This is a genomic window from Streptomyces sp. NBC_01142, from assembly GCF_026341125.1.
Taxonomy (GTDB): Bacteria; Actinomycetota; Actinomycetes; order Streptomycetales; family Streptomycetaceae; genus Streptomyces.
This window is the reverse complement of sequence record NZ_JAPEOR010000002.1, coordinates 1,766,417-1,792,826: the sequence shown is the minus strand read 5'-3', so window position 1 is coordinate 1,792,826 and position 26,410 is coordinate 1,766,417. Positions and strand designations below refer to the sequence as shown.

At 66.1% G+C, this 26,410-nt stretch carries 22 protein-coding genes and 1 pseudogene; 12 read left to right on the top strand and 11 right to left on the bottom strand.

Annotated elements, in window-relative coordinates; all coding sequences use genetic code 11:
- Positions 1-343: 343 nt before the first annotated feature.
- From OG883_RS25585 to OG883_RS25570, 4 genes are read left to right on the top strand one after another with little or no spacing between them, the layout of a single operon-like run.
- On the top strand, positions 344-868 hold the full coding sequence (locus OG883_RS25585; RefSeq protein ID WP_266545171.1) for a hypothetical protein: 525 nt from the start codon (positions 344-346) through the stop codon (positions 866-868).
- Positions 869-884: 16 nt separating this feature from the next.
- The gene (locus OG883_RS25580) at positions 885-3,482 is read left to right on the top strand and encodes a hypothetical protein (RefSeq protein WP_266545169.1); all 2,598 of its coding nucleotides are present in this window, start codon (positions 885-887) and stop codon (positions 3,480-3,482) included.
- Positions 3,479-4,264, top strand: a complete 786-nt coding sequence (locus OG883_RS25575) for a hypothetical protein (protein ID WP_266545167.1) — start codon at positions 3,479-3,481, stop codon at positions 4,262-4,264. The genes OG883_RS25580 and OG883_RS25575 overlap by 4 nt, the downstream gene beginning before the upstream one ends.
- Before the next feature lie 50 nt (positions 4,265-4,314).
- On the top strand, positions 4,315-4,443 hold the full coding sequence (locus OG883_RS25570) for a hypothetical protein (RefSeq protein WP_266545165.1): 129 nt from the start codon (positions 4,315-4,317) through the stop codon (positions 4,441-4,443).
- Between the two features lie 396 nt (positions 4,444-4,839).
- Here OG883_RS25570 and OG883_RS25565 read toward each other — a convergent pair whose 3' ends face one another.
- Positions 4,840-5,358 (bottom strand): hypothetical protein, encoded by a 519-nt coding sequence (locus OG883_RS25565; RefSeq protein WP_266545164.1) that lies wholly within the window; start codon positions 5,356-5,358, stop codon positions 4,840-4,842.
- Between the two features lie 77 nt (positions 5,359-5,435).
- On the opposite strand from OG883_RS25565, the pseudogene OG883_RS25560 reads away from it, so the two are divergent.
- Positions 5,436-5,732, top strand: a pseudogene (locus tag OG883_RS25560) (DnaA/Hda family protein); the annotation flags it as partial.
- Between the two features lie 89 nt (positions 5,733-5,821).
- Here the strand turns inward: OG883_RS25560 and OG883_RS25555 are convergent.
- Positions 5,822-6,121, bottom strand: coding sequence for a hypothetical protein (locus OG883_RS25555; protein WP_266545162.1), 300 nt, complete (start codon positions 6,119-6,121; stop codon positions 5,822-5,824).
- Positions 6,122-6,676: 555 nt separating this feature from the next.
- On the opposite strand from OG883_RS25555, the gene OG883_RS25550 reads away from it, so the two are divergent.
- The 3 genes from OG883_RS25550 (at position 6,677) to OG883_RS25540 (ending at position 8,556) form a co-directional block, all read left to right on the top strand.
- Positions 6,677-7,363, top strand: a complete 687-nt coding sequence (locus tag OG883_RS25550; protein ID WP_266545160.1) for a hypothetical protein — start codon at positions 6,677-6,679, stop codon at positions 7,361-7,363.
- Positions 7,360-7,956 (top strand): hypothetical protein, encoded by a 597-nt coding sequence (locus OG883_RS25545; protein ID WP_266545158.1) that lies wholly within the window; start codon positions 7,360-7,362, stop codon positions 7,954-7,956. Before OG883_RS25550 ends, OG883_RS25545 begins: the two co-directional genes overlap by 4 nt.
- Positions 7,957-8,238: 282 nt before the next feature.
- Positions 8,239-8,556, top strand: a complete 318-nt coding sequence (locus tag OG883_RS25540) for a hypothetical protein (protein WP_266545157.1) — start codon at positions 8,239-8,241, stop codon at positions 8,554-8,556.
- Between the two features lie 130 nt (positions 8,557-8,686).
- Here OG883_RS25540 and OG883_RS25535 read toward each other — a convergent pair whose 3' ends face one another.
- From OG883_RS25535 to OG883_RS25520, 4 genes are all read right to left on the bottom strand, one after another.
- Positions 8,687-9,895 carry an IS110 family transposase gene (locus OG883_RS25535; protein WP_266534610.1) on the bottom strand — a complete coding sequence of 403 codons (1,209 nt, stop codon included), beginning with the start codon at positions 9,893-9,895 and terminating at the stop codon, positions 8,687-8,689.
- A gap of 310 nt (positions 9,896-10,205) precedes the next feature.
- Positions 10,206-10,493 carry a hypothetical protein gene (locus OG883_RS25530; RefSeq protein WP_266549419.1) on the bottom strand — a complete coding sequence of 96 codons (288 nt, stop codon included), beginning with the start codon at positions 10,491-10,493 and terminating at the stop codon, positions 10,206-10,208.
- Between the two features lie 738 nt (positions 10,494-11,231).
- The gene (locus tag OG883_RS25525; RefSeq protein ID WP_266549417.1) at positions 11,232-11,651 is read right to left on the bottom strand and encodes an ATP-binding protein; all 420 of its coding nucleotides are present in this window, start codon (positions 11,649-11,651) and stop codon (positions 11,232-11,234) included.
- 114 nt (positions 11,652-11,765) lie between these two features.
- Entirely contained in the window at positions 11,766-12,950 is a 1,185-nt protein-coding gene (locus OG883_RS25520) for a helix-turn-helix transcriptional regulator (protein WP_266545155.1), read from the bottom strand.
- 133 nt (positions 12,951-13,083) lie between these two features.
- Here OG883_RS25520 and OG883_RS25515 point away from each other — a divergent pair, with 133 nt between their 5' ends.
- Positions 13,084-13,641: a flavoprotein gene (locus OG883_RS25515; protein ID WP_266545153.1), complete on the top strand. Its 558-nt coding sequence runs from the start codon at positions 13,084-13,086 to the stop codon at positions 13,639-13,641.
- A 127-nt stretch (positions 13,642-13,768) separates the two neighbouring features.
- Here the strand turns inward: OG883_RS25515 and OG883_RS25510 are convergent, their stop codons facing one another.
- Entirely contained in the window at positions 13,769-17,506 is a 3,738-nt protein-coding gene (locus OG883_RS25510) for an AAA family ATPase (protein WP_266545150.1), read from the bottom strand.
- Positions 17,507-17,810: 304 nt separating this feature from the next.
- Entirely contained in the window at positions 17,811-19,871 is a 2,061-nt protein-coding gene (locus OG883_RS25505; RefSeq protein ID WP_266545147.1) for a restriction endonuclease, read from the bottom strand.
- Between the two features lie 291 nt (positions 19,872-20,162).
- Here OG883_RS25505 and OG883_RS25500 point away from each other — a divergent pair, with 291 nt between their 5' ends.
- Positions 20,163-20,591 carry a DUF4291 domain-containing protein gene (locus tag OG883_RS25500; protein WP_323181026.1) on the top strand — a complete coding sequence of 143 codons (429 nt, stop codon included), beginning with the start codon at positions 20,163-20,165 and terminating at the stop codon, positions 20,589-20,591.
- Positions 20,592-20,652: 61 nt separating this feature from the next.
- Here the strand turns inward: OG883_RS25500 and OG883_RS25495 are convergent, their stop codons facing one another.
- Both OG883_RS25495 and OG883_RS25490 read right to left on the bottom strand, forming a co-directional pair.
- Positions 20,653-21,840 carry a S8 family peptidase gene (locus OG883_RS25495; protein WP_266545144.1) on the bottom strand — a complete coding sequence of 396 codons (1,188 nt, stop codon included), beginning with the start codon at positions 21,838-21,840 and terminating at the stop codon, positions 20,653-20,655.
- Positions 21,841-22,028: 188 nt separating this feature from the next.
- Positions 22,029-22,445, bottom strand: coding sequence for a GNAT family N-acetyltransferase (locus OG883_RS25490; RefSeq protein ID WP_266545141.1), 417 nt, complete (start codon positions 22,443-22,445; stop codon positions 22,029-22,031).
- A 132-nt stretch (positions 22,446-22,577) separates the two neighbouring features.
- Here OG883_RS25490 and OG883_RS25485 point away from each other — a divergent pair, with 132 nt between their 5' ends.
- Positions 22,578-25,391 carry an alpha/beta fold hydrolase gene (locus tag OG883_RS25485; protein ID WP_266545138.1) on the top strand — a complete coding sequence of 938 codons (2,814 nt, stop codon included), beginning with the start codon at positions 22,578-22,580 and terminating at the stop codon, positions 25,389-25,391.
- Entirely contained in the window at positions 25,388-26,245 is an 858-nt protein-coding gene (locus OG883_RS25480) for an ABC transporter permease (protein WP_266545135.1), read from the top strand. The genes OG883_RS25485 and OG883_RS25480 overlap by 4 nt, the downstream gene beginning before the upstream one ends.
- Here the strand turns inward: OG883_RS25480 and OG883_RS25475 are convergent.
- A complete protein-coding gene (locus tag OG883_RS25475) occupies positions 26,242-26,403 on the bottom strand; it encodes a hypothetical protein (RefSeq protein WP_266545133.1) in 162 nt (53 codons plus the stop codon). The two genes, OG883_RS25480 and OG883_RS25475, sit on opposite strands and share 4 nt — an antisense overlap.
- Positions 26,404-26,410: the final 7 nt, after the last annotated feature.

Genomic DNA, 26,410 nt, shown 5'->3' with positions numbered 1-26,410 from the left:
CTGCCCGCGCTGAAGTCGAACGGCTCCAGACCACACCAGCGGAGACCAGACACCACTCGTCTGCGAACAGCAATCGAAAATCGTGCACTTCCAGCCGCCGACAGGTGTCAGCGCGGTCAGCGATGGCCCAAGCTAGGGCCATTACCCTCCGTATATTTTGAACCTACTTATTGTCAAGGACGCCTCTTCGGTCGCCTCGGTCTTCGACTGATTCCTCTCTAACCTTCGTAATGATCACGCTCATACGGTGAACCCACTTATGTCTGTGTAAGTGCCAGTCGCATCTACCGGTGGTTCGTGCGGCCGCCTCGCAGATACGCGGGGCAGGGGGAGGAAGAAGCATATGGATCCGTTGGCGTTTCCAGTCCTGGCCGGGACGGTCCTGACCGAGGCGGTCAAGTTCCTGTTCGAGCGGGCAGGTGCGGTGCTGGACCGGCGAGCGGGCCGGGTGACGGCTGAGGAACGGGAGCAGGTGCCCGGGCAGACACAGCCTCTACTGGCCAGGCCGACGGAGCTAACGGAAGAGCGCGTCGCACGCATCACCGGGGCCCACGCAGCGCTCCGGGTCTACCTGTCGCGGCCCGAGTTCCTACAGGGCGAGGACACCGATCTGCGCGAGCTTCTAGGTCGGCTGCGCCGCGACCTGGAGGAGGTCTACGGTCGTCGGCTGCCCTTCGGCGAGGAGAGCAAGGAGGACAGACCTGGTGTGGAGATCTCACAGCGGACCGAGACCCTCCAGGGCAAGCAGGTCGGCATGCGCGTCGGCGGCATCACAGAACGCGGCCGGGCACGGGTCGAACAGGACACCGGGGTCATCGAAGAGACAGGCGAACAGGTCGGCATCGAGATAGAGGGCACGATCGGCTGAGACGGGCGGCACCAGCATGACCTTCGATGAAAGCGGTGCCGACGAGCGCCAGCAGCAGGAATCGCCTTCGCAGTCCCTGGAGGGCCAGTGGGACGAACAGGAGCCGAGTGGGGATCCGCCGGTCATCATCTCGAGGGGAAGCCGGGTGCCGACGGTCGGTGGCGGACAGGATTCCACGCAGCAAACCCAGTCTGCGCCGCGCCAACAAAACCCACTTGCCGAGCCGGATGGCAGTACCGCTCTGCCACCAATGCCTTCGGAGTCGCCCCGGATCACTCCACCGTCGCCATGGCCTGCGCCGCCAGCTGAGGCAGAGGCCGCCGCTCACGCTGTCGACGACGGCTCTGTGTTTCGCCCTGCGACCGACGGCCTCACCCGTGACGCGGTTGAGGCCGTCGGGCAGGCCGCCGTGCTTCAGCGGGCATTCATCAACCAGGGCGAGATGGTCGCCACGAAGTACGTGTTCGAGCAGACATTGGACTCGCACGCCGCCATCTCTGATGAGTACTTGGCTGTGGTTCGCCGGGTCTACGCCAAACCGCACGATGGCAACGAGGCACTCTCGGAGGACCCTATCGAGGTGGCTCTCGCAAGGCTGCGAACCAGAGGCTCCGTACTCATCATCAGCCGCCCGGCTAACAGCAGTCGGACGATCACTGCCTACGCCTTGCTCGACCGCCTTCTCCAAGAAGGGGTGATCAACGAGGCGAGGCCACTCTCATTCGGTGGGTCCCATCATTTCCCGATCAGACGTCTCCCGCATGACCGCCGCTGCGGCTTCCTGTTGGATCTCCCGCCCGACGAGGATGACTTCGCGGTCGCCGAGTCTTTCGGTGCAACCCTGAACGACATCCGCGACCGCCTCCAGCAGCGCGACTGCCGGCTCATCGTTCTCACCCGGCCCGAGCAGTGGAGGCGGATCAGCCAGGGGGCGCCGGAGGGCGTTGCCCCGGCATTGGGAACGGTAAGGCCACGGGACATCGCCGAGCGATGGTTGTTGGCGCTGGAGCCCGCATTCCCGGTCAGCGAATGGCTCGACGACGCCGACATCGAACCGCTCCTCACCGGTCAGAGCCCCACAGATGTGCTGAACCTCGTGTACCTAATGCTGGAACAGCACCGCGCTGCCGAGAAGTCCACCTCTGCGGGCACCACAGACCTGGAAGGATCCTTCAAGCGGCAGCAGGAGGGATTCGCGAACCTGTCGATTGCAGAGCAGATCGCCAACGTGGTGTCCGCCCGCAGCAACTGGGAGGACGAGCTCTACGAGTGGCACGAGCCCGAAGGACGATCGCGTACCGGCTTTGAACGCAACTTCCTGCTGGCTGCGTCCGTGCTCCGCGGTGATCCGGTCGGGCACGTCTACGCCAAGGCAGCAGAGCTGACCGAGAAGCTCGACAAAATCGCGGTCCTGGTGAACGGGCAGCAGGAGCCAGGAGTCATCGCCATGACGCGGGCCATCCGGGCACGGCGTGAGGAGGACGGCTCCCTCGCATTCAATCGTCCGCACTGGGACGACGCCGCCATCGAGTACTTCTGGAACGACCGCCCATTGGCACGTACCGCCTTCCTCGAATGGCTCGCCCAAGCGCCTGTCCACACCAGCACCAGCAAGGACGCATTGGAGACCATCAGCAGAGAAGACCGCCGTGCGCTGGCAGCGCGTATCGGGCAGTTCGCGCTGCAGTGGGCCGTACGACACCGCCGTCAGGAGCCGCTGGAACAGATCGTCAAGGCGTGGTACGACCACGGCACCGGAAAGGAGTTGTGGCCCCTGGCCGTGGATCTTCTGGACAGCGCGGCGATCCACGCGGCCAGCGCTCCCTACATCCATTCCATGTTGCTGTCCTGGTCCAGCCGGAACCAGGCCCACCTCCAGCGAGCCGTCGTCGAGGTGTGCACGAAGAAGTTCGGCCGCCGGCACACCGACAAGGCATTGCGTCGTCTCAGGAACGTTGCGTCACAGGGGCATCGCGAAGTGATCGACACCCTCCGCGATGCGGTTCGTGTCCTGTGGGAGGACGCCTCCGTACGCAAGATGCTCTTCGGATTCGTGGTCGAGTGGTGCGCCTCGGAGGAGACGGGTCACACCGTGGGACACCGCACATTCGCCGCACTCGCCCTGAGTTCACCACCTGCCCAGGACGCACTGCCACCCCTGCTTCGGGCCCTGGTGGGGGAGAACTCATCGGAAGAGGACCCTTTCCGTCCTCACGTTCGGGGACTCGTCACCGGTTGGCGCACACTGCTGCGTCAGGCCGCGGGGCCAGTGGGAGACCGGGAACTTGACACGGCCGTCTTCGCCTGGCTCGATGCCGCCCTGGACCAGCCGCCGCTCTCAGCTGTCGTCTTCGACACCCTGCGCCAAGCCGTGAACATTCAGGGAACCGAGGCACCGATTTTCCGCGAGACCCTGCGTACCTGCGCGCAATGGTGGGTCCAGGGCCAGAACCGCTCCTACTCCAAGGAGCGCGAGGACCTCAAGCGTGAACTGTCTGCGCTGCTCGACAAGGACCTCGTCGCTCGGCGGTATCAGCCCGCAACGCATATGAGTGTTTCTGCAGTTGGCATGGCGAACGGCGACTCTGTCGACGAAAAGTCGGATGCCGCATGAGCCGCCGCCTCAACAAGGCTGCCACCTCTAATGCGGCTGAAGACAGCGCGAGGTGGGTGTCCGTCTTCGCCGACCGCCCCAAGAGCACTGACCCGCTGTTGCCGTTCACCTCTGAGGTCCGAGTGACGTGGCGACACCCCGTCGACGCTTCCTCGTCGGCCAGTCCGCACGTGGCACCGCGCCTGGTGAGAGCGGAGATCGACAAGGCAGCCGCACGCTGTGATGTTCTGCGTCCCGACGCTGCTGAACAAGACATCACCGCCGCCGTTCAGGAGCAGCTGCCCCTCTGCGGTGATGGCGTGGTGGTCACCAATGTCCAAATCCGTATCACTGTGGAGGACGCCACACGAGAGGCCGGCTTACGCGCCGAACGCCTCCGGCAGGAGTACCGGCGGCATGAGGAACGCATCAGGCATGACCACGAATTGGACGAACTGGCACGGCGTCAGGTCCGGGCCCGCGAGGTGTTCCTCCGCGAGGAAGTCCTCGCCAACCCTGCTGCTGCCCGCCTCTACAGACTTCTTGAAGGCGCGTCGAAGCACTGGCCCCGGTTAGGCGGACCGCCAGCGGGCACCGACCTCGGAGACCTGGTGCGGGAGGTCCAGCAATGGCAGCCGACGCAGCGGTGGGTGACCGTCGCCCAACTCCTCCATGAGTTCGTCGGCGGGCTGACGGAAGAGGGGCGCAAAGAGCTGCTCATCATTCTCGCCGATGCCGTACGGGCATTCGGCGACGAGGATACGGCCCACCGCCTTGCCCTCCTTTCGGGCGAGGGACAGTGAAGAGCGCTGCGCTGCGATGGGTCCTCGACCCCGTCACCAGCGTGTTGGCCTTGCGATTACGAATCCGGGAGCGTGGCCGTCTCTCCTACGAGGCTGCCTGGCGTCTGGCGCGGATCATGCGCCATCCGGACGAGATGGGCTACCGCATTCACGGACACCGCAACGACGACACGTTGTGACCCGTCGGCGCGTCGCCAGACCCGCCCGCAGGAGATCATCGAGCACACACACCGGCGATGCCAGTGCACCGCCAGCCCGCCCGAACCTCATTCGGCACGAGGGGGTGGTGACGGTGACGGCAACCCTGACGGCAACATCAGCAGCCTGGACCGGTCGCGAACGCCTTCATGGGCACTCGCAACGCCACACCCGTATGCCTGGCGTTCCGGCGGGAAGCTCGGTTGATCGAACTCCTAGAGCGGTGCTCACCGCTCGTGCCCGATCCGTGCCCGACAGGTCGGGAAGCCACGGTCAACAGCGGGTGCAAGGAAGAACTGGATTCGTTCAAAGGAACGAGTGCGCATGTGGGCCGTCTGTGTTCTCGGGAACACCTGGGGAGCCATTGGGTAAGACGATCACCCGGCTGACGGGGGGCAACGGGAAAGACCGATCTGGGCATGCACGGCGGTCATTGGCCTGGCCTTTGCCCTGGCCGCGAGATCTTCGAAATAGAGCATCGCCTTAGAGGAGAGCTCTCGCTCTCTGTAGATGTAGGGGGCCAAGACATCCCACATCGCAACGATGTTCCATCCATACGAACCGATGACGATCTGCTCATCGACGACACCGTGAGCGACAAGCTTTCCCACGTCGTCGTAGAAGAGGCTGATTCGGCGGATAGGGCGCTTTGCATTGTCCGGCAGGTAGCGGTACCCGTTGTCAGGTGGATGCTCGGTCGCCAACTTCCTAGCTACGTACTCGATGGCCTGCGAGAAGTCAGGCTCTCTCGTCTCCTTGAACAGCTGTATGACGATGGGCAGCACATTGGAGTTCTGGGCGAGCCGGAGCTGTCGCCGAGACATCGCCAAGGAGGTTCCCAACGCAACCGCAGCAACCAGGACAGCCAAGAGGTTCAGCGCGAGCGACAGGCTCATCTCCGGAGGCTATCTGTGTTGTGTTCCCGATAGAAGACCCCAACTGTCCCAGCGATTAGCCCAGACTGCGAACCGTGCGCCTGCACGCGAAGTACCTCTTCGACACGTTCGTCATCGGTGCGTCCAACCGGTTCGCGCACGCCGCGGCCGTCGCGGTCGCCGAGGCCCCGGCGAAGGCGTACAACCCCCTGTTCATCTACGGGGAGTCGGGGCTCGGCAAGACGCACCTGCTGCACGCCATCGGGCACTATGCGCGCAGCCTCTACCCGGGCACGCGGGTGCGGTACGTGAGCTCCGAGGAGTTCACCAACGAGTTCATCAACTCGATCCGCGACGGCAAGGGCGACACCTTCCGCAAGCGCTACCGCGACGTGGACACGCAATCACGTCCTCGTGGTCAGGCCGCACAAGGCCACTATCTCGGCGACGCCATCGGGTACGAGGCCGGCGACATGGTGCTCAGTCACTTCCAGATCCGGAAGTTGTCGTTGTCGAGCAGGGCGGTGTGAGTGGCAGATGTGGCGATCAGCGGGAACCCAACAAGCGGGCTCTCCTCGTTAGGCCGCACCACCACCGTGCCGATGCCCAGGATTAGCACTTCAGCAACCACGTACACGACCGCGATCCACGGCTTGATCACGCCTTTCACGGCTGCGACAACGAACGGGATCGCTGCGCCGATGTTGATGGTGGCGATGGGCACCAACGCCCAGATTACTTTAGCGGCAGCGAAGTTGAACATCGGCGGCCGGGTGTTCGGCATCGGCGTCGCGACGGTACGGGCTGGGCTGGGGCTGGTACGGGTTACTCGTAGTTGCCCTCAAATTTTGTGGGTGTGGATGCGTAATTTTCCGCCAGCCCGGAGGCTGACGGTACAGGTGTGACGGTCCTGATACGGGGCGTTCGAGAACTAACTGAGCCCGCTGGAAACGGCCTTCGCCTCGGGGTGGTAGTAGCCGCCGCAACTGCTCTGATGCGTCGTCGTGTGGCTGGCTGCGCGCGGGGGCGCCGTCGGCGAAGCACGCTGGTGTGTGGTAGCTGCTTCGCGGGGCGGCTTCCATCAGCGAGAACGTCGAAATGAAACACCTCTGCAAGTGAGGGCATAGCTTCGGCCGGAGGATGAGCACGGAGCCGCTACTCGACCAAGATCGGTCAGTAGTGATCAAAAGTAATAACTAAAATCGTATTTAACGAAGTTGACTATCTGTTGAAATGAAACACCCTTTCAGGAGATGCCTCACTCTGGTCCAAAGCTGGAGTTCTCGGATCCTGCACCGAGATGCCGGCGCGCGACAACATGGCATCCGAGAGGTCCCCGATGAGCAACTTCGTTCCGACGCCTAAGGACGACTGGTCCGGTACGCCGGCCATCGGCGGTCAAGGACTAGACCGCACCTGGTCGCCCGTCGGGAAACCACCGTCGCTTCTCGGGCTCACCGCTGAGAAGCCGCTGCCCGGCAACCTCCGGGACTGCATCGGCGAGCGCTACCTGCATGTCATCCGGGAGCGGACGTTCCGCTCTATTCGGCACCCGCGGATCAACTACACGGAGATCACCACTCAGGCTCTCACCCTGGGCCTGCCTTTGATCGGGGCAGAACCCGAGGACAGGGGCATGGGCGTGGTCCTCGACGATCTGGTGGACACCGCGGTGGGCTTGGCGCTCGCGGTCAACACCGAGGACTCGACTCTCCCTCCGCACTGGTTCTCGCTCCAAGACATGTTCCCCCGGCCCGGCGACGAGGAGGTCATGTCCTGGCTCAAGCAGGTCGACGATCTGCGGGAGAAGTTGAAACGGGCCTACATCTGCATGGCTGTGTGCGAGCTCAGCAGCAAAGAGAGCACGAAGCTGCTGCACAGCTGGTCGAGCATGCACCCGTTGTCTGGGTCGGGGAGCCGCGGCGCACTCCGACGCGCGCGCCAGATGCTGGCAGCCGCCGGCGTCCCGGTGGAGGAGCTGGAGAAGTTCCTCCAAGACACCACAGAGATGGGATGGGTTGAATGAACGTATTCTCCGCACTGCTGGAGGCGGTGCTGCGGCTGCTGATCCGCAGGCACCGAGTCCAGCACGTCGTGTACTCGGCCGGTCCGACCACACGCGAGGCCCGGCTTGCCGCCAATTGGGAGATCTACCTCGAAGTCCGCTCGGAGATCGAGGAGCGCGCCGCTCGCCGGGCACGCGAGGCTTCGCCGGACGGACACCTAGGAGGGCAGCAGCCACGCGCCGTCAAACGCCACAACGGGATCGGCGAGTTCAGGCAAACCGTCCAGCGAGGCATGTCTGGGGCTGTGACGAGTAGCGGCGTGTATCCGTCTGTCGATTGGGCGGACTGCCTAGCGGCACTGTCCAGCACACCGCCATGCAACGCACCCTTTCATCTGAACCCGACCAGGAAAGTCATCGCGGGGGGCAGCAAACGGTATACCAACTTGGGGCAGGTCTTCGCGTCGCTCGTGGCGCTCGCCACCGCGGTGCTGGCCTGCACGACCGCCGTCGGCACGATCACCTTCCTGCTCTTCCTGATGGTGGCAGGTGCCTGGTCTCTACCGCGGCGGCGCACTGACTCATCCACCCGCCACCGCCCTATTAGGGCGTGAAAAGGCGGCCGCCGGACTCGGTTTCTGAGGCCAAGAGTCCGGCGGCCAGGCTGGCGCCGTATCCGCGGATCACCCGGACTCTTCTTCAGCGAATAATCCGAAATAGGGGCACCCATGTCCAAGCGTTGCACACGATGTCAACAGCAGTCAGGTTCAGCAGGAAAGTCATGCCCATCCAAGGGCTGCCCGTCTCGGCGTTCGACTTCCAAACCCGCCTACACCAAGAAGAGGTCGATCCGGCCGGCGAATCCGACGGCGGCTCAGCCGGCGCCGATCGAGCCGGTGATCGCTGTGCCCATCACCCGGGTTAAGAATACGAGCGCCGGGCAGCCGGATCCCGCGAAGCCCGGGCTTGCGTCCGACACCGTGAGGGCAGCCGTCGCCGAGGAGCTAGCCGCCCGTCGCGCGACCTACAGGCGGCGCAGCGTAGACGCCGTCACCGCGGTCCTCGCCCTGCTGGCGGTCGTCCTCCTCACCATGGGCATCTTCAAGCTCTTCACCGGCCCGCCTGTCGATGCTGTCCCGTACGGCATCTTCACCGGCGTCACCGTCGCGGCCGTCGTAGCCTGCCGCACGTTTCGCAAGAAGGACGCAGACTGAGGCGCGCTTGAGCTCTTCGCTGTGTGAGACGGAGCAGGCGAGCCCCGACAGGCTCAGCTTCTAAGCGCCCGACACGCACACACTTAGGTCCGGGGGGGTGCCTCTATGTCCTTCGTCAAGCCTGAGCAGGTCATGCGGTGGCTGTCTCGGGGGTGCGGGATTCGTAGAAGGTGCCGTCGCGGAGCATGGCGAACAGCACGCTGATGCGGTGGCGGGCGAGGCGGAGCAAGGCCTGTGTGTGGGTCTTGCCGCGGGCTCTTTGCCGTTCGTAGTAGGTGCGGGAGGCGGGGTCGTGCAGGGCGGCGAACGCGGAGAGGAACATGGCCCGTTTCAGGAGCCGGTTGCCTGTTCTGGGGGCGTGTTCGCCGTGGATGGAGGATCCGGAGGACCTCGTTGCCGGGGCGAGGCCGGCGTAGGAGGCAAGGTGGGCGGCAGTGGGGAACGAGGTGCCGTCGCCGATGGTGACCAGCAAGGTGGCGGCGGTCCTGACACCGACTCCGGGCATCGAGGTCAGGACCTGGGAAAGAGGGTGCGACTCAAGCAGCTCGCCGATCTGGGCTTCCAGAGCGCGTCGTTGTTCGTGGACGGCGGCCAGCGAGCGGGCCAGCGAGGGCACGACCACGTCCAGGGTGCCGGTGCCCGGGACCACGACGGTCTGTTCGTCGAGCGCGTCGAAGATGTCGTCCACCAGGCGTTCGGCCATGCGCGGGGCCTTGGGCCGTATCAGGTTCACGAGCCTGCGGCGTCCGGCCTTACGCAGGGCGGCGGGCGAGCCGAAGCGTTCCAGCAGGTGCGTCACAGCCTGGTGGTCCAGGCGGGGCCCCAGTACTCGCTCCAGGCTCGGGTGGAACTGGGTGAGCAGGCCGCGGAGCCGGTTGCTGGTGCGGGTAGCCTCGGCGGCGAGGTCCTGGTCGAAGCCGGTCAGGACGGTAAGCTGGGCCGCGGTCTCGTCGGCCAGTTCCAGGGCCCGCAGGGTGTGAGGCATGGTGCGGGCGGCGTCCGCGATCACGTGCGCGTCGCGGGCATCGGTCTTGGCCTCACCGGGATACAAATCGGCGATCCGCCGCATCGCCAGCCCTGGCAGGTAGGCCACGTGGCAGCCGGCGTCCCGGGCCACCGCGAGCGGCAGGGCGCCGATCGATGCGGGCTGGTCCACGATGACCAGCACGCGGCCGAACCTGGCCGTGAGCTTGTCGAACACGGCCCGCAGTTTCGGCTCGCTGTTGGGCAGCCGCTTGTCGTAGACGGTCTTGCCGCCCGCTGTCAGGCCGTGGCCGTGGTGGTCGCCCTTGCCGACGTCCAGGCCGAGGAAGACCGCGATTTCACCGGTGTCGAGCACCGCACCCCCCGAGGGTGGTCGTTCCGTCCCGGCCTCACCCACCGGCACCGAGCGCGCGCATCCACGTTACGCAGACCTGCCACCCTTCAACGGCCGGGCGTTGCGCTCGGCCGGGTGACGGTCGGGCCTCTCATCAGCGGTCAGACGGTGCCCCGGACCCGGTGACACCACCCCCCAGGTCATCACTTCGACAGGGGGCAACAGTCATGCCGGGCCCGGAGGCCAGGAGCCCCGTTTCAGGGCCACGAAGAAAGTAACGGGGGGAAGGAAGCGGCACCCATCCCTGTTCGTCCGAATGCAGTTCACTGACTCAGCTGGCCTTGCCCAGCCGAGCAATGGCCCGCACCAGCGCCGCCACGTCATGAGCCGCTGCCGCCGACATCACTAAGCGCACCGCCCCGGCCCCATCCGCATTCGCCCTGGCCTGCCATTCGAGCCCGGCAGCGTCGAACCCAGCCGCCGCCAGCGCGTCCGCCAGTTCCGCACCGGCGCTAGCCGCATCCCGCCAACCCGCCATGTAGTCGACCCCACGCACCCAAACCACCTCGTCAGGGTCGAACGACTCCCTCTCGAAACCCGCGTCCTCTGGGTCGTGCATCTGTTTCAAGTCCCTTCCCCATGCTCTGGCTTGACTGCGACGATCGGGGGATCACCGGGCGCGAGCACGACGAAGCCCCGGTACCATCGGCACCGGGTTGCATCTGCATCCCAAACCTGACCGCCCCGCATGCTGTCCAGGCGAGGGGGGCGGTCCGGCCTACAACCGGCTTATGAGAACCGGAAATTAGAGAGCTGGCGAATAGGGATCGCTGATCACCGCCAACGGCACGTACACCGCGATCCAGAACACGACCATCCCGAAAGCGAATAATCGCTGCCTCATGAGTCGCCGCCGCCCTCAGCCCGCGTCGCTCGGAAGAACGTGGTCGTTACGGCCTGGAAGCCGGTGTGTCCGGAACGGCCCGCGTGCCGCAGGCACCACATCTCTGGCAGCTCTTTGCCGTCAGCTGCTCCTGACGATTCCTGGCACGTCGTGCACTCGGCCTCGAAGATCGGCCCGCTCCCAGAAGCATCAAGCTGCAACACCCAGTCCACGAAGCGAAGCACAGTCCTGCCCGCCATCACCTACGCCCTTCTCTCGGCTCGTCTCGCACAGCCCGGCCACCGCCATTCACCGTCAGCACATCGGCCGCATTCACCCGCAGCGCCGGTCCGGCCTTGAAAACCAGAACCACCTGCGCACCGCCCGAGGTGTATCGGTCGGAGCGGACCGCTTTGACTTCCCGCCACTGTCCGTACGTACTCACCCAGTCCCCGCGCTGCACCCGCAGCGCCATCACCCGAGCCATTGCGCCTCATTCCTGGCGGGGGCAGTCACCACGGCCCAGACCGACTTGCCGACCCCATCTCGATCGTCGACGCCCCAGCGGTCGGCGAGCTCGTCGACGAGACCAAGGCCCCATCCGCCGGACTCTCCCGGCACGCGCAACGTGGGGCGTTCGTCAGCCGCGTCGTGAACCTCGATGCGCACGCCATCTGCCTCACGCAGATACCGCGTCTGGATCTCACGCCCCGGCGAAACGTGCGCATGCCGCACCGCATTGGTGACCAGCTCGGACAGCACCACCAGCGCCGCGTCTTCGATCGCGTTGAGACACCAATTGGCCAGCGCTTTCTGCAATTCGGCGCGCGCTCTTCCCACGCTTGCGGGATGGCGAGTCCAACGCCGTACCACTGGCGGCTCTTTCGCCTGCATGTCGCCCACCTCTGGCTCCGGTGATCGGTAAACCGGCTGTTCAACCATGCTGGCGACACGCAAAGCCCCCGACTTTCACAGTCGAGTGAAAGTCGGGGGCTAGGTGTGAGAGTTCTACAGCCCGACCCAGGCTGCCAAGTGATCAAGAGTGTCGGGAGTGCGTCGAGACAGATGCACCAGACCGCGAATGGTCTCCCGAGCTCCCGGGTGATAGCGGGTCTGCTGGGGAGCCAGTCGTCGTGCCTTGATGAGGGACTTCAACGAGGCTTCGGTGCGGCCGGCCTCCATCTGCACGCGAGCCCGGTCCAGGTAGAAGTGCGAAGCCCGTGACACCGCCCAGTCATCAGGTATGCGCACCTCTTCGGCCTGACGCAGTGCTTCGCCGAACGCGCCCATCTCGATATGGGCCGATACCGCGTGAACTCTCACGTTGGTCGGACCGAACGACAGCCACAGCACATCCGATGCTTCACTTACACGGGAGGCGTACGCGCGAGCCTCTGCCAGATGCGCCGTGACGGCACCATGGTCATGAGCACGCGCGGCGATGATCGAAGCCCCGAGGTGGAGCTGACCCGCCACGGCGAAGCTTTCCCGAGACGACTGAGCCTGCCCCAAGGTGTTCTGACCAGCCGCGATGAGGCGCTTGCCGATGGTGTACTCGCCTTCACGGAAGTACACCAGTGCCCGCATGTACTGCCGGACCGCCGCCAGCAAGGGATCAGACGCACGGGAAGCAGCCCAGTCCATCCGATCAAGAGCGACGGTGGACAAGTCGTAGTAGCCGAGTTTCACCGCCACATCGTGCGCAGTGCGATACGTGCTGGACAGCGCCGCCCAGAGCTCCGAAGCGGGCGAGCGGTAGGCGGCAGTGGTGATCTCCGCGATGACCTCGGGAAGTTCGAGCGCAGCGTCATGGAGCTTCGTTGCCCGCACTAGCCGGCACAGGTTTTCGGCTGCCGCCACGAGCTGCGGTGTAGGACGTGGCTCGATTGCGGGATCCGGTCCCAGGTCGTAGAGATCCAATGCTTCCCGGATGGGCCGTACCAGTTCTGACAGACGATCTTGCTGAAGTTCGGTCACATAGGGCTGACCGGTCAGCGACGTGACGTCGATGCGCAGCACCTTGGCCACCGTGGCGACGAGGTCAGGACTCGCAGGCTTGTGGCCACTCTCGACCTGAGTGAGGAGGCTGTACGAGTACGGGATCTTCTGAGCCAGTCCGCGCTGCGTCAGCCCGGCCCGCTTGCGGTGGTACGCGATTCGGGTGCCTGTGTGCTCACCCTCGGCGAGAGGCATTGAAGGGCTCCAATTCGTGGCGCGCTCACGGGAAACGCTACCCGTCTCACCAGCACGGGGAACGGCGAACCGTCCCCAAGGCTTCGGCCGTGTGCAGTTGCGCAAGCCCGAATCTCCAAGGTGAACTGCAGCCATGACTGCGAACCGAGTCCTCTACTTGCTGGGCAGCGCGGCTCCTCCGGTGCTGAATGTCGCTGGTGTCATCGAGAAGGCACAGACGGCGGGGTGGGATGTCTGTCTGGGGCTGACGCCCGCCGCCGCCCGCTGGCTGGAGGATCAGGTGCCTGCGCTGGAGGAGCTGACCGGGCACCCTGTGCGCAGCCGCTACAAGCTGCCTAAGGACCCCGACGTGTGGCCCCCCGCCGATGTGGCCGTGCTGGCCCCTGCGACCTTCAACACCATCAATCAATGGGCATTGGGGATCACAGAGAAGTTCGTGGTCGGATTCGTGGCAGAGGCGACCGGCAAGGGGATCCCCGTGATCACGATGCCGTGTGTGAACGCCGCGTATGTGCAGCACACGCAGTTCGACCGGAGCATTGCGACCCTCCGCGCCATGGGCGTTCACGTGCTCTATGGGGAGGGAGGGTTCGTTCCGAACAAGCCGGGCGAAGGCCGACCGGACGCGTACCCGTGGCACCTCGCGCTGGCCGCCGCAGAGTCGGTCGTCAGCCGACGCGGTGCACCGTGACGTGGCCATCGGCTGCGAGGCGCGCATTGCAAGAAGGGCTGTGAACGAGGCTTGACCTGGGTCATCAAGCCGCGTTCATGACCTCTTTCCTGGGCTGAAGAGGGTGGGAATACTCCATGACTGCTTCTCAGGGGTGCTCGAATCGACTGAGCAGGCGGGAGCCCAGTTTGAGAACCATGATGCCGCGTGGCCCGGCCACGACGGCTCGGTTGCCGGGAAGGAACCTGGTGCTCCGCAACGGTGATCCGACCCGTAGATGGTGCTCTCGTCGACTTTCCGCGGACCACAGGGCAGCGGAGCAGGTGTGTCCGCCGGAGAGGATGAGCGACTGTCTGTCGATCTGGGTGGTGTCCACGTCGGCCAATTGCATGTGATGGGCCTGCTCGAGTTGGGCATCGATCATCAGGGAGCCGTCTTCGGTGTTCCAGATGTGCAGACGAGAGTCGCCGCCGACTCCGACGGCGACCGGGATGTCACCTATGTGGCTGAAGGAGACAGCCGTGACGCCGTCCTCCATTCTGAGGACTGGTAGGTCGCGATGCCGCGTCTCGTCGTTCGTCACGGTCCACAGCCGGGCCTGGAAGCATTCCCAGTCCCATGTGATGAACCGGTGTGCTTCGTCCGGTTGCTCTGGGAGCGGAGCCACCGCGAAGCTGCCGGTGTGGCAGGCCAGCGGTGGCCGAACAGCATCACAAGTGGCGAGGTCGAAGAAACCCAGTCGCCCACTTGTCGCAGTGACGAGGAGTAGTGGCCGCTCCCTGTTGATGACAGCGATGGACCTCCACTCCTCGTCCGAGGCCAACTGGAAGTCGTATGACGGTTGGCCGTCCGGGAAGACCCGTAGCGTGATGTGCCTCTGCCTATCCAGCGTGACGAAGGACCGCGGGTCGCCCGGCACCACGGCTGCGCTACGGAAGCCTTCCTCGGCCGATCGCCTCAGTTCGGCGAGGACGTCACCGCCGTCCGCCTCGAAGATCACGAGAGAGCCGTCGGCCTTGATGGACGCGATGCAGCTCTGTCGGGTGGAATTGGTTCCCGTGACGACGCTGTGGTGGTCGCCGACAGAGACCACCGGGCGGGCTGCTTGGATGTTCCAGGCACGTACGGCGCCGTCACGTCCTCCCGAGATAAGCAGGCGGGCACCGTTCAGTTCGCAGTGTGCCAGCGATTGCACCCCGCCGTCATGAACGGCCAGTTGCCGTACCTCCTCTTGGGCGGCGCCACGTATGAACAGGTTGCCGTTCCAATCGCCCCAACACCACAGATCGTTGTCGTGGCCCGTGATGAGGGTGGTGAATACTCCCGCGTCACCATGATGCGGGTCCCCGACAATCTCTCCACGGACTGGGTCCCAAGCGATCACCTGGCCTGCCGCAGCTCCCAGAAGGAACACAGGCCCGTCCTGGCGCTCAGCGAGCGATGCCGCCCAGAAGGGCGTGTCACTCCGCCAGCCCGGCACGTGTACTCCGGGATGCAGCGGTTCACTGAGCGGACGACCGGTGGTGAGGTCCCACGTCGTAATGTCACCACTGTTGCCGCTCACCACGGCAAGGCACCGCCCGCCTACGTTGTCCACCACGAGAACTTGGTCTTCTCGACCGATCACGACGGGCGGCAGATCCAGCACATGACCGTCCCTCACGGACAAGACCTCGACTACGTGATCTCGGCTGACCGTAGCCACTACGGATTGACCTGCGACGTCTATCGACCAGACACCGTTTGGCGCACGATCTTCCGCGAGAATCCTCTGCGGATCGGCCGCGTCCGGCGTCGTGCGCAGCAAATGCCCATCCTCGTGAAGGGTCACGATGGCGATGCCGTCACCCTGCTGGAAGGTAGCCATGTCGAGGATGGGTGAATCCGGCTCCCGTACGCCGGTCACCATGGGTTCTCCATCGGCGAGGCGCCATGCCTGGATGCCCCATGCGCTCGCCGAGAGCACCACGATTCCCCTCGCTGTCTCAACGGTCTCGACAGCAAGGACGTAGTCGTCATGGTGACCGAGCATGCGGCTCTCAATGAGAGCGTCCCAGCGAGCCCAGAGCACCGACCAGGGACGATCGGGAGCTGTAGCTGCCAGTTCGCCCGCCAGGCGCACGTCGCCGGCCATGTGGGCAGCCATCTCGAGGTAGCAGATGCGCTCGTCCTCCGGTGACACAAGCAGCTGCTGGCCGACTCGTTGAATGATGCGAGCCACTCGCCGGCCCGACCCGGTGCGAGCGGTGGGGAGTGCCGTCAGCAGGCGAGCCGGATCCACGGCAGCCAAAAAGCCCGCGTCATCGAGAAGCTGGTCCAGCACCTGGCCCTCGCCCGCATGGAAAGGCAGATAGGTACGCGTGTAGCTGTCGGCGTGCGCCCAGTCCCGCGCGTCAAGGGAAGACGATGACAGTTTCTCGAGGAGGATGTCCGCGAGACGGCGGTGGACCTCGGCTGCCGGACGCTGACGAGTGCTCAGCTGACGCAGATGCTCGCCCAGCGCTTCGTGGAAGAGCCGGAAGGCGACACGGTCTCCGTGGGTGCTGCGGTGGAGCAGGTCCACCGCAGCGCTGTCCAGGAGCAGCCGGGTGACATCGCGTTCGGAGTAAGCGGCCGTTCCCAGCATGGTGGCCGCGGCCGCCCAGGTTCCTGGGTCGCTGAAGCCATCGCCCTGGGACCAGGCCAGAGCCATCAGCAGATCGCGTAACCATGGCCCACCCGGCTGAACGTCACGAAGGTATCGGTCCATGGCGGCACCCACTGTGGTGGGAAACGTCTCCGCCCACCCAGAGCTCCCTGTATCCACGGGTTCGTCAGATCCCATCAGGGACAGCGCCGTGAGCTGTGCCACGAGAAAACTGGAGCCGGCACGAGCTGCTACGGCCGCAGCGACCTTTTCCGCGAGTGCAGGGCGGGCACGGTAGGGAGTGCGGACCTGCGGGTCCGGATCGGCCAGCAATGTGCTACAGACGTACTCAGCAACATCGCGTCGATCCAGATACTGTTCCTCGTCCAGATCGAGTACGAGCGCCGAAGCTCCGAACAGCCGCAGCAGATGGTCCTCGCCACCTCGGCGCGTGCCGACGAGCAGACGGATGCCCGTCCGCTCCGACGCCGCCGCCAGCGGCTCGAGTAGGTCAACGATGAGCCGATGGGCGTCGGCAGCCTCATCCACCCCATCGACGACGACCACAGTTGGTCGATGCTCGAAATCCTCGCGGAGATGTGCGAGGAGACCGCTGCACGTCCCCTCGTCGATCGTCAGGGCCTGTGAGATCTCGGCGGCCACTTCGTCTGCCGTGCGGCCACGTACGTGCACCGCCATGCTGATGGAGCCGATCGGCGGTCGCGTCCCGGCTGGTGCGGTGGCAAGCACCTCATTGGGTTGTCCGGCATCGGCCAGACTCACCAGCCTTCCGAGAACCGCTGACTTACCGGATCCCGGGGCACCGGTCACGACACGAGACCACGCAACGTCCAGACCGGCGCCGTTGATCCAGTCCACCAGCTCACGCAGCACTCGAAGCCGACCCATGAAGTATGAGCCCTCGCGCACGAGCGAAGGCAGAATTCCACGCCCTCTAGGGTGGAAGTGACTGCGCAACTGCTCCGCCCGCTGCGCAGCCGCGGTATCAGACCTATGAGCCAGCAGTTGCTGGTGCTGCGCCCGCCTCGAAACTCGATCGCTAAGCGCATCAACCGCCGGTGGTACCGCAAATCCGCACACCATGACCAGGGCTGTGAGGACCACCAGGACAGGGGAGACGTGGTCAGACGTGAGGAGCCCCAGCAAGGCCCCAATCGCAACTGCCAGGCCCGGCAGCATGTAAAGCAAAAGGCGCTCGGTCAGTGACCGTCGGTTGTCACGCTGGCGCAGTGAGTACACGGTTTCATTCGTATAGCCAATCGCGCCTCCTCGTCCATGGAATCCGCGGACGATCATCAAGCCGGCTCGACATGGTCATCAAGCCGCGTTCAAGCGACCCGGCCTGACCATTGCTGAAGGTCATCGTGATTGAGGCGTGGCGGCTGCATGACGCGGTCAGTGCCAGCACTGTGGCTCTTAGCGGCACCGAGCTGGCAGTGTGCACAGACCCAGAAAAGGACTATGAACGCGACTTGACATGGGTCATGAAGCCTCGTTCACAACCCCCATCCATGCTGCTAGCGGCAATCCGGACTCAGGCGATCTACTCCACGTCGATGCCGTAATTCTCAACGAGTTCCTCCAGGCCGCCCGTGTAGCCCTTGCCACCGAGGACGAAGTCCCAGTCCCCGTTGGGCCTTCGGCGGAAAGAGCCGAGTACCAAGGCGGTCTCACGCGGCCGGCCGTCGGAGACCTCAAGCCGTCCCAGTTCGGCCATCCCCGGATCGAGCAGCCGGATGCAGGCGTCAGTGAAGCCGGAGAGGTCGGCGTCTGGGTTGACCTCTGGGTCGATAGCGGCCACGAGTACGAACCGATCAGACTCCTCTGGCAGCCCGTCGAAGGAGATGCAGATCGCGGCCTTGTCCGGCGCAGCGGCGGGAAGAGCCCGCACTGAGCCGTCCGGGGTCTGCGGGTTGTTGTAGAAGACGAAGTGCTCGTCGCTGAGGACGCGGTTGCCACTGCAGACGAGAGCACACACGTCCAAGGCGACGCTTCCCGACCACGACATGCCCAGGACGTTGTAGTCGTCAGGCAAACGAGTGTCCGGACCCGACGGTGTCGGCTGCACAGCGGCTTGACGATTACCCTCGCCCAGTCGCCCACGCAGCCCATGACGATGTAGCAGGTCGACGAGCTCAGTGCCTGAGATAAGTTCCAGCGGCTTGCCGTTGGCGAAGGTGTGTGAGCCAGGGCCGAACCCTGACGTTGTCACGAGGACACCCTTGTTGGCGCCAGCGTCCTGCACAGTCCCGTACAAGTCACGCACGGCAGTGGGAGGCACCGTGTTGCGGTAGCGCTTCACCTGCACGACGATCTTGCCGCCTCGGATCGGTGCCGGATCCAGGGCGTCGACGTCCACACCGCCGTCGTTTGAGCGTTGGGTCGTCACCGCCTGCATCCCCATGGCCCGGAAGAGATCGGCGACAAGATTCTCGAATGCGACCGGATCCATGTCGTACAGATCCGGTTCCTCATCGCTGCCGTGGGCGACAACGCGGTTCCCTACGTCTTGCGGCCGCCGACTCGGCCGTACTGGCGTGAGTTGGTCCGGCCTGGCTGAGACCTGTCCTCGCAGAGCGTCAGCCAGGCAACTACCTGCGTCCACCTGCGCCAGGTGCAAGTCACGGAACGAAGAGCGCGAGGCCATGACAGTTGCGAGGAAGATATGGCCCGGTCGGCCCGTCGTAGGGTCGTGTCCATCGACGAACCCGTTCAAGGCCACCGACTCAAGCGCACCCAGCTCATCTGCTGCGAAGAGCTCGTGCAATACAAGCAGCATGCACTGCGCGAGTACCTCCCTGTACAAAGCTCGACGCTGGCCTGCCGGACGGGGGGTCTCCTTGTCCTGATCGACCCCGGACATGTACCGAACGGACTTGACCTCAGGGACGATGCTGTAGGCGGGCAACTCCCAATCCAGAACCAACTGCCGGGCTGCCGGGTCGTAGGCTGCTGCAACCTGACGCGGGAAACCTTCAGGCCACGCCGTTGAGGCGTAGAGAGCGGCGGAGAAGTACTCGACCACGGAATCGGGATCCCGGCGCCTTACGCCTTCGGATATTGCGACGACGCCGGCGTTGTGCGCACGTACCTCAGCCAACTGAGCATCGGCCCACTGCTGGTACTCCCGCTGGTACGACGCCAGCTGTTGCTGTCGGTGAGCCTCCGCGGCCTGGGCAGCCTGCCAGTCCCGCTCGAAGCGCGCCTGTGCTTCGGCCTGCGCCTGAGCCCGGCGACTCGCGGTCCAACCGCTCTGCGTTTGGTACTGATTGAAATCCGGCATGGGCACGGGCTGTGCCAACGGTCCCGGGGCGAAGGGCTGGACCTCCTCATGGCGCATGAGTGAGGCGGCCTTGAAAGCCGGGGCTTGACAACCCGATGCGAGAAGAGCTTGCAGTGACGCAACTTGTGCGTCCAGTTCCTCCGTGCGCCGTAGCGCCTCTGCCTGCCTGTACTCGCGGTGGCTCTGGGCAGCTCGTCGCTGATAGGCCCGCGCTTGCTGAGCTTCTTGTCTCCGCTGTCTGGCTTCGGCTTCCAGTTGGCGTTGCTGTTGCCGTTGCATCTCGGCCCACACGCCGACAAAACCAGTAGAGCGACGACTCATGTGCTGCAGGCCCTCCCCAGGACGTTGGCAGCCGAAAGGCACTTTGGTTGTCCCCACAACCAGTTGTAACGAGACGACTCTATCCAGCAACTGCCGTCTCGCATATCCACTCGTCAAAGGCAACCAGCTCGGACCATCCCTGCAGGTCACCCTTACTGGAGGGTAGCTAAGGCTGTACCGGGCGCCAGTGCCCCAGCGGTCGCCTTTGGCAACGTTGATCCCGCGAGGTATGCCAGCCGCAGAAAGGACTGTGAACAAGGCTTGACTTGGATCAAGCCGTCGTTCCTGTGGATGATGTACCGCTGCGGCTGGGGCACGAAGGAGGACCAGGAGACGGTCCTCGCCGTCGAGATCACTCGCGCGGGTTTCGACTGGGCGCTGCGCCATGCCTGCCTCTCGCACTATGACAGTGACGTGCACCCCGACCAGGCAACCTGGAAGCGGGAGTTGAAGCGCGCCCCGGCACGTGTGCAGTGGGACCCCGAGCGGGATCTGCGGCTCAACCCGCTGCCGTACCGCTCTCTTCAGCTCGGGCTGTCGGGTGAGGCCTCGCGGCGGTATGCGGACGAGTGGACGGTGTCGATCACCGATGTGACCGAGAAGGCGCGCCGGATCCACGCCCTCGTACGGGACGGTGAACTGGAGGCCGCGGACAGACTGCTGCCCGAGGAGCGCCCGTACCCGGCTGGGGAGGAGCTCCTCGGGCAGTTGGCCGGCTGAACGCCCGCCGGACCCTGGTTGGACCAGGTCGGACCCCGGCTGAACGCCGGTTGGACCCGGATTAGAACAGCGAGTACAGCAGCTTGTTCGGGGAACCCACGCGCGGGTCCTGGACCTTGCCGCTTGTCGCCTTGTTCACCACGGCGTCCCGGACCTGGGCCGGGGTCGCCGTCGGGTGGGCCGACAGATAGAGCGCCGCGACGCCCGCTGTGTGCGGGGCAGCCATCGAGGTGCCCGAGATGGTGTTCGTCGCCGTGTCGTTGTCCTTCCACGCCGATGTGATGCTCACGCCCGGTGCGAACAGGTCCAGGCAGGTGCCGAAGTTGGAGAAGGAACCCCGCCGGTCGGAACTGTCCGTCGCGCCGACCGTGATCGCTTCGGGGACCCGCGCCGGGGAGAAGTTGCACGCGTTCTGCGGCAGACCGAGGAAGTTGCCGTTGCCCGCCGCGATCGAGTAGCTGACTCCCGAGGCAACGGACTTCTTCACCGCGTTGTCCAGCGAGACGTTCGCCCCGCCGCCCAGGCTCATGTTCGCCACCGCCGGCTTCTTGGCGTTGGCCGTCACCCAGTCGACGCCCGCGATGACACCGGCCGTTGTGCCCGAGCCGTTGCAGTCCAGGACGCGTACGGCGATGAGCTTGACGCCCTTGGCGACGCCGTACGTCCTACCGCCGACCGTGCCCGCGACATGGGTGCCGTGGCCATGGCAGTCCTGGCCGTTCTGGCCGCTGCCCACCGTGTCCGTGCCGACGCTCGCGCGGCCGCCGAACTCGCTGTGGGACGTGCGGATTCCGGTGTCGATGATGTACGCGTTCACATTCGACGCCGGGGTGTTGTGGGTGTAGGTCTTCGACAGCGGCAGGTTCCGCTGGTCGATACGGTCGATGCCCCAGGTGGCGTTGGGCTGCGTTTCGTTGATACGGACCGTGGCGTTCTGCTCGACATACGCCACACGCGGGTCGGAGGCGAGGCCGGCGGCCTTTGCCTTGGACATCGTGGTGGAGAAGCCCTGGAGGACGCTGCGGTAGGTGTGCTTCGGCGTGACGCCCAGATCGGCGGCGCGCGTCGTGCCGTCCTTCAGGACGACGATCCAGCTGTTCTGTACGGCAGTTGCAGTGGGGGCGAGACGAAGATCGCCGAGGGGTGCGCTCTGCGCAGTGGGGGCACCGGCGAACTGGAGACCGGCCGCTAGGGCGACTGCGGGTATCAGCGCCCCGAAGCGACGGGCAGTGGCTCTCATCTCGTGCATCTGAACCTTTCTTTGACCGATCACGGACAAGGACGGGTTGTGCATCGTGCCAGGTGGTGCCGTTGCGCGGACCAGAGTCTCGCGCTGTGACCTGCGCCACAAGATGAGGGCATGACAATAGAATCGACGAGGGTCGGGCCGCGAACTCCCGCTGGAACAGGGCGGGTTGGTCTATCGGCGCGGTCCCCTCAGCCGGTGTGCAGCTCCCATGTCAGCATCGTGAAGATCCCGTCGCGCTTCGCCCCCGCCGCACGGTAGGTCGCCAGCGCCGGATCGTTGCCGGTGTCCACGCCGACCCACATGTCGTAGCAGCCCCGCTCCCGCGCGACCTCGAGCAGTGCCTCGGTCAGCGCCCGCCCGATGCCCCGCCTGCGGTACGCCTCGTCCACCGACAGCTCGTACAGGCACATCTCCGTCCCCTTGTCGGGGTGAAGCATCTCGATGCCCGAGACCATCCCGGCCGGTGTCCCGTCGGCATACGCGATCAGCATCAGATGCCCGGGTGCGGCGAGAAACCGCTCGGCCCACTCCGCACGCGCCGGACCGTCGTAGAGGTGCTCGGCAGCCGTGAGCTCGGCCACGGTGGTCGCGCGCCGGATGTCCATACGGTCTCCTCTGGCGGCGGTGCATACCGCGTCTGGTGTACGGCGACCGTACTGCGTACTACTCGAGGAGGCTCGTGAGTTCCGCCTGGCGGCAGCCGAAACCGTATGGGTGCTCCGCTTAGGGTTTCCAGCATGCAGATCCGACTTCCCCGGCCGCGCGGCCGATGGCTCGCAGGCGTCGCCGCCTTCGCCGTCCTCGGCGGCGCCGGCACCTGGACCGCGGTTGCCGATGACAGCGCACCCGCCGTGCACCGTGAGGACCGGGTGCAGGAGATGCCCGGGGCGAAGATCGACACCTCCTACTTCACGACGGGCGGCAAGGACCGCCGGCCCGCCGTGCTGCTCGGGCACGGCTTCGGCGGGAGCAAGGACGACGTACGCGCCCAGGCCGAGAAGCTGGCCCGCGACGGATACGCGGTGCTGACGTGGTCCGCCCGCGGCTTCGGAGAGTCCACCGGCCGGATCGGGCTCAACGACCCGGACGTCGAGGGCAAGGACGTCTCGCGGCTGATGGACTGGCTGGCGAAGCGGCCCGAGGTGCAACTCGACGCGGACGGCGACCCGCGCGTCGGTGTCACCGGTGTCTCGTACGGCGGGGCGGCCGCCCTCCTCGCGGCCGGACACGACAAGCGGGTCGACGCGATCGCGCCCCAGATCACCTACTGGAACCTGGCCGACGCCCTCTTCCCGGACGACGTCTTCAAGAAGCTCTGGGCCGGGATCTTCTTCTCGACGGGCTCGATGGCGGCGACCGGCTCGCCGGACTCGGCCGACGCGCCCGCGCCGGACGGCGCACCGGACGGCGCACCGGACGGCGCACCGGACGGCGGATCTGGCGGAGCGGCTGGTTCGGCCGGATCGTCGACGGCCGAGGACGCGGCCGGGGCCACCGGGGCGCCCCGGGCTCCCGGCCCCGCCAACCCGGGCGGATGCGGGCGCTTCGAGCCCGCGTTGTGTGCCATGTACGAGCGCGTCGCCGTCGCCGGAAAGCCCGACGCCGCCGCCCGTACCCTCCTGGAAAGCCGCAGCCCCTCCGCGGTCGGCGACCGCATCAAGGTCCCCGCCCTCATCGTGCAGGGCCAGTCCGACTCGCTCTTCACGCTCGCACAGTCCGACGCCATGGCCAGGAAGATCAGTGCCAACGGCGCGCCCGTCTCGGTCGAGTGGATCGCCGGCGGCCACGACCGCGGGGACCGGGAGACCGACCGTGTCGAGGGCCGGATCAGCTCCTGGTTCGACCGGTATCTCAAGCAGGACAAGGGTGTGGCCACCGGACCCGCCTTCCGTGTCAGCCGGACCGGAGGCGTCGACTCCACCGACGGCCAGGCTCTGCTGCGCGGCGCGACCGGTGACCGCTACACCGGTCTGCACAGCGGCGCGCGGCAGGTCGCGCTCACCGGCCGCAAGCAGACCTTCCACAACCCCGCCGGCGCCAACCCGCCCGCCATCTCCGCGGTCCCGGGTCTCGGCGGAGGCGTCTCCCAGCTCTCCTCGCTCGGCCTCGGCCTCTCCCTCGACTTCCCCGGGCAGTACGCCCGCTTCGACTCCCGGCCCCTCCAGCAGTCCGTGCGGATCACCGGCTCGCCGACCGTCCGCGTCAAGGTCACCGCCGAAAACGGGGACGCCGTCCTCTTCGCGAAGGTGTACGACGTCGCGCCCGACGGCCGCCGGCAGGTGCTGCCGGCCCAGCTCGTCGCACCGGTCCGCGTCGAGGGCGCCGAGCAGGGCAAGGAGGTCCAGCTGACCCTGCCCGCCGTGGACCACGAGGTGGACTCCGGGCACCGGCTGCGGCTGGTCCTGTCCGCGACCGACCTCGGTTACGCGTCTCCGGCCGACCCTGGCTCGTACACCGTCGAACTTCTCGACGGCGCCGCGCTGGCCGTACCCACCGCACCCGCCGTGCAGACCCAGGCGGCCGGGCTGCCCTGGTGGGTCTGGGGTCTCCCGGCCGCGGGAGCCCTGGTGGCGGCCGGGCTGCTGATCACCGCCCGCCGCCGCGTCGTTGCCCCGCCCCCCGACGCCGACCTCGCGGAAGTGCCTCTGGAGATCACCGGGCTGACCAAGAAGTACGCCAAGTCCGCCGACCGGTACGCCGTACGGGAGCTGTCCTTCCGTGTCGAGAAGGGCCAGGTGCTCGGCCTCCTCGGCCCCAATGGCGCGGGCAAGACCACCACCTTGCGCATGCTGATGGGGCTCATCCGCCCCGACGACGGCGAGATCCGTGTCTTCGGTCATGCCATCAGGCCCGGAGCGCCCGTCCTCTCCCGGGTCGGCGCGTTCGTCGAGGGCGCGGGCTTCCTGCCGCATCTGTCAGGACGCGAGAACCTGGAGCTGTACTGGCGGGCAACCGGCCGGCCCCCTGGCGACGCGCATATCGAGGAGGCTCTGGAGATCGCCGGCCTCGGCGACGCCCTCGCCCGCGCCGTACGCACGTACTCGCAGGGCATGCGCCAGCGGCTTGCCATCGCCCAGGCCATGCTCGGCATGCCGGATCTGCTCATCCTCGACGAGCCGACGAACGGACTCGACCCGCCCCAGATCCGCGAGATGCGAGACGTGATGATCCGGTACGCGGCCGCAGGCCGGACCGTCATCGTCTCCAGTCACCTCCTGTCGGAGGTCGAACAGTCCTGCACCCATCTGGTGGTCATGGACCGCGGACGGCTGGTGCAGGCAGGACCGGTCGCGGAGATCACCGGCGAGAGCGACACCCTGCTCGTCACCACCGCTGTCGAACTGCCGGATCCGATGGTCGAGAAGATCGCCGCGCTGCCGGGCATCGGCTCCGCGGTCCGCACGGACGACGGTCTGCTCGTACGTCTCGACGGGGCCACCGCCACCGCGATGATCTCCGAACTCGTCCGCCTGGACGTGCCGCTGACGGGCGTCGGTCCGCACCGCCGCCTCGAGGACGCGTTCCTCACCCTGATCGGAGGATCCGCATGAGCGCGCTGGTCGAGTCGGCCCCGGGCTACCGGGCACGGCACACACTGCCGCTGCGCGTCGAGGCAGTACGGCAGCTGAAGCGAAGGCGGACGCTGGTGATGGCCGGCGTCCTGGCCGCCCTGCCCCTGGTGCTGATCGCCGCCTTTGCGATCGGCGGGTCGCCGGACGGCTCCGAGAGCGGCCGGGTGACCCTGATGGACACCGCCACCGCGTCGGGCGCCAACTTCGCAGCCACCGCGCTGTTCGCCTCGGCGGGCTTCCTGCTGGTGGTGCCGGTGGCGCTGTTCTGCGGGGACACGGTGGCATCGGAGGCGAGCTGGTCCTCCCTGCGCTATCTCCTGGCCGCTCCGGTCCCGCGCTCCCGGCTGCTGTGGTCCAAGCTGGCGGTGGCGCTCGGCTTCAGTGCGGCGGCGATGGTGCTGCTGCCGGTGGTCGCTCTGGCGGCGGGCACCGCGGCGTACGGCTGGGGGCCCTTGGAGCTGCCCACGGGTGGCTCCCTGGCCACCGGCGACACGCTGCCGCGTCTCGCGCTCGTCGTCGCGTTCATCTTTGTCTCCCAACTGGTCACCGCAGGACTGGCGTTCTGGCTTTCCACCAAGACCGACGCCCCGCTGGGCGCGGTCGGCGGAGCGGTCGGGCTGACGATCATCGGCAATGTGCTGGACGCGGTCACCGCGCTCGGTTCCTGGCGGGATGTGCTGCCCGCGCACTGGCAGTTCGCCTGGATCGACGCGCTCCAGCCGCAGTTGGAGTGGGGCGGCATGGTGAAGGGCGCGGCGGTCTCGGTGGCGTACGCCCTGGTGCTGTTCGCGCTTGCCTTCCGGCACTTCGCCCGCAAGGACATCGTGTCCTAGGGGTCGTGTCCCAGGCGTGTTCTCAGAGCCGTGTCCCGGAGCCGTGCCCGAGCCACCCAGGCCATCCGTTCACCCAGGCCATCCGTACCGCCAAGGTTGGTCAGGCCGTCCGCGCCGCTCAGGTCGGTCAGGTCGGTCAGGTCGGTCAGGGTATGCACCGCCTCA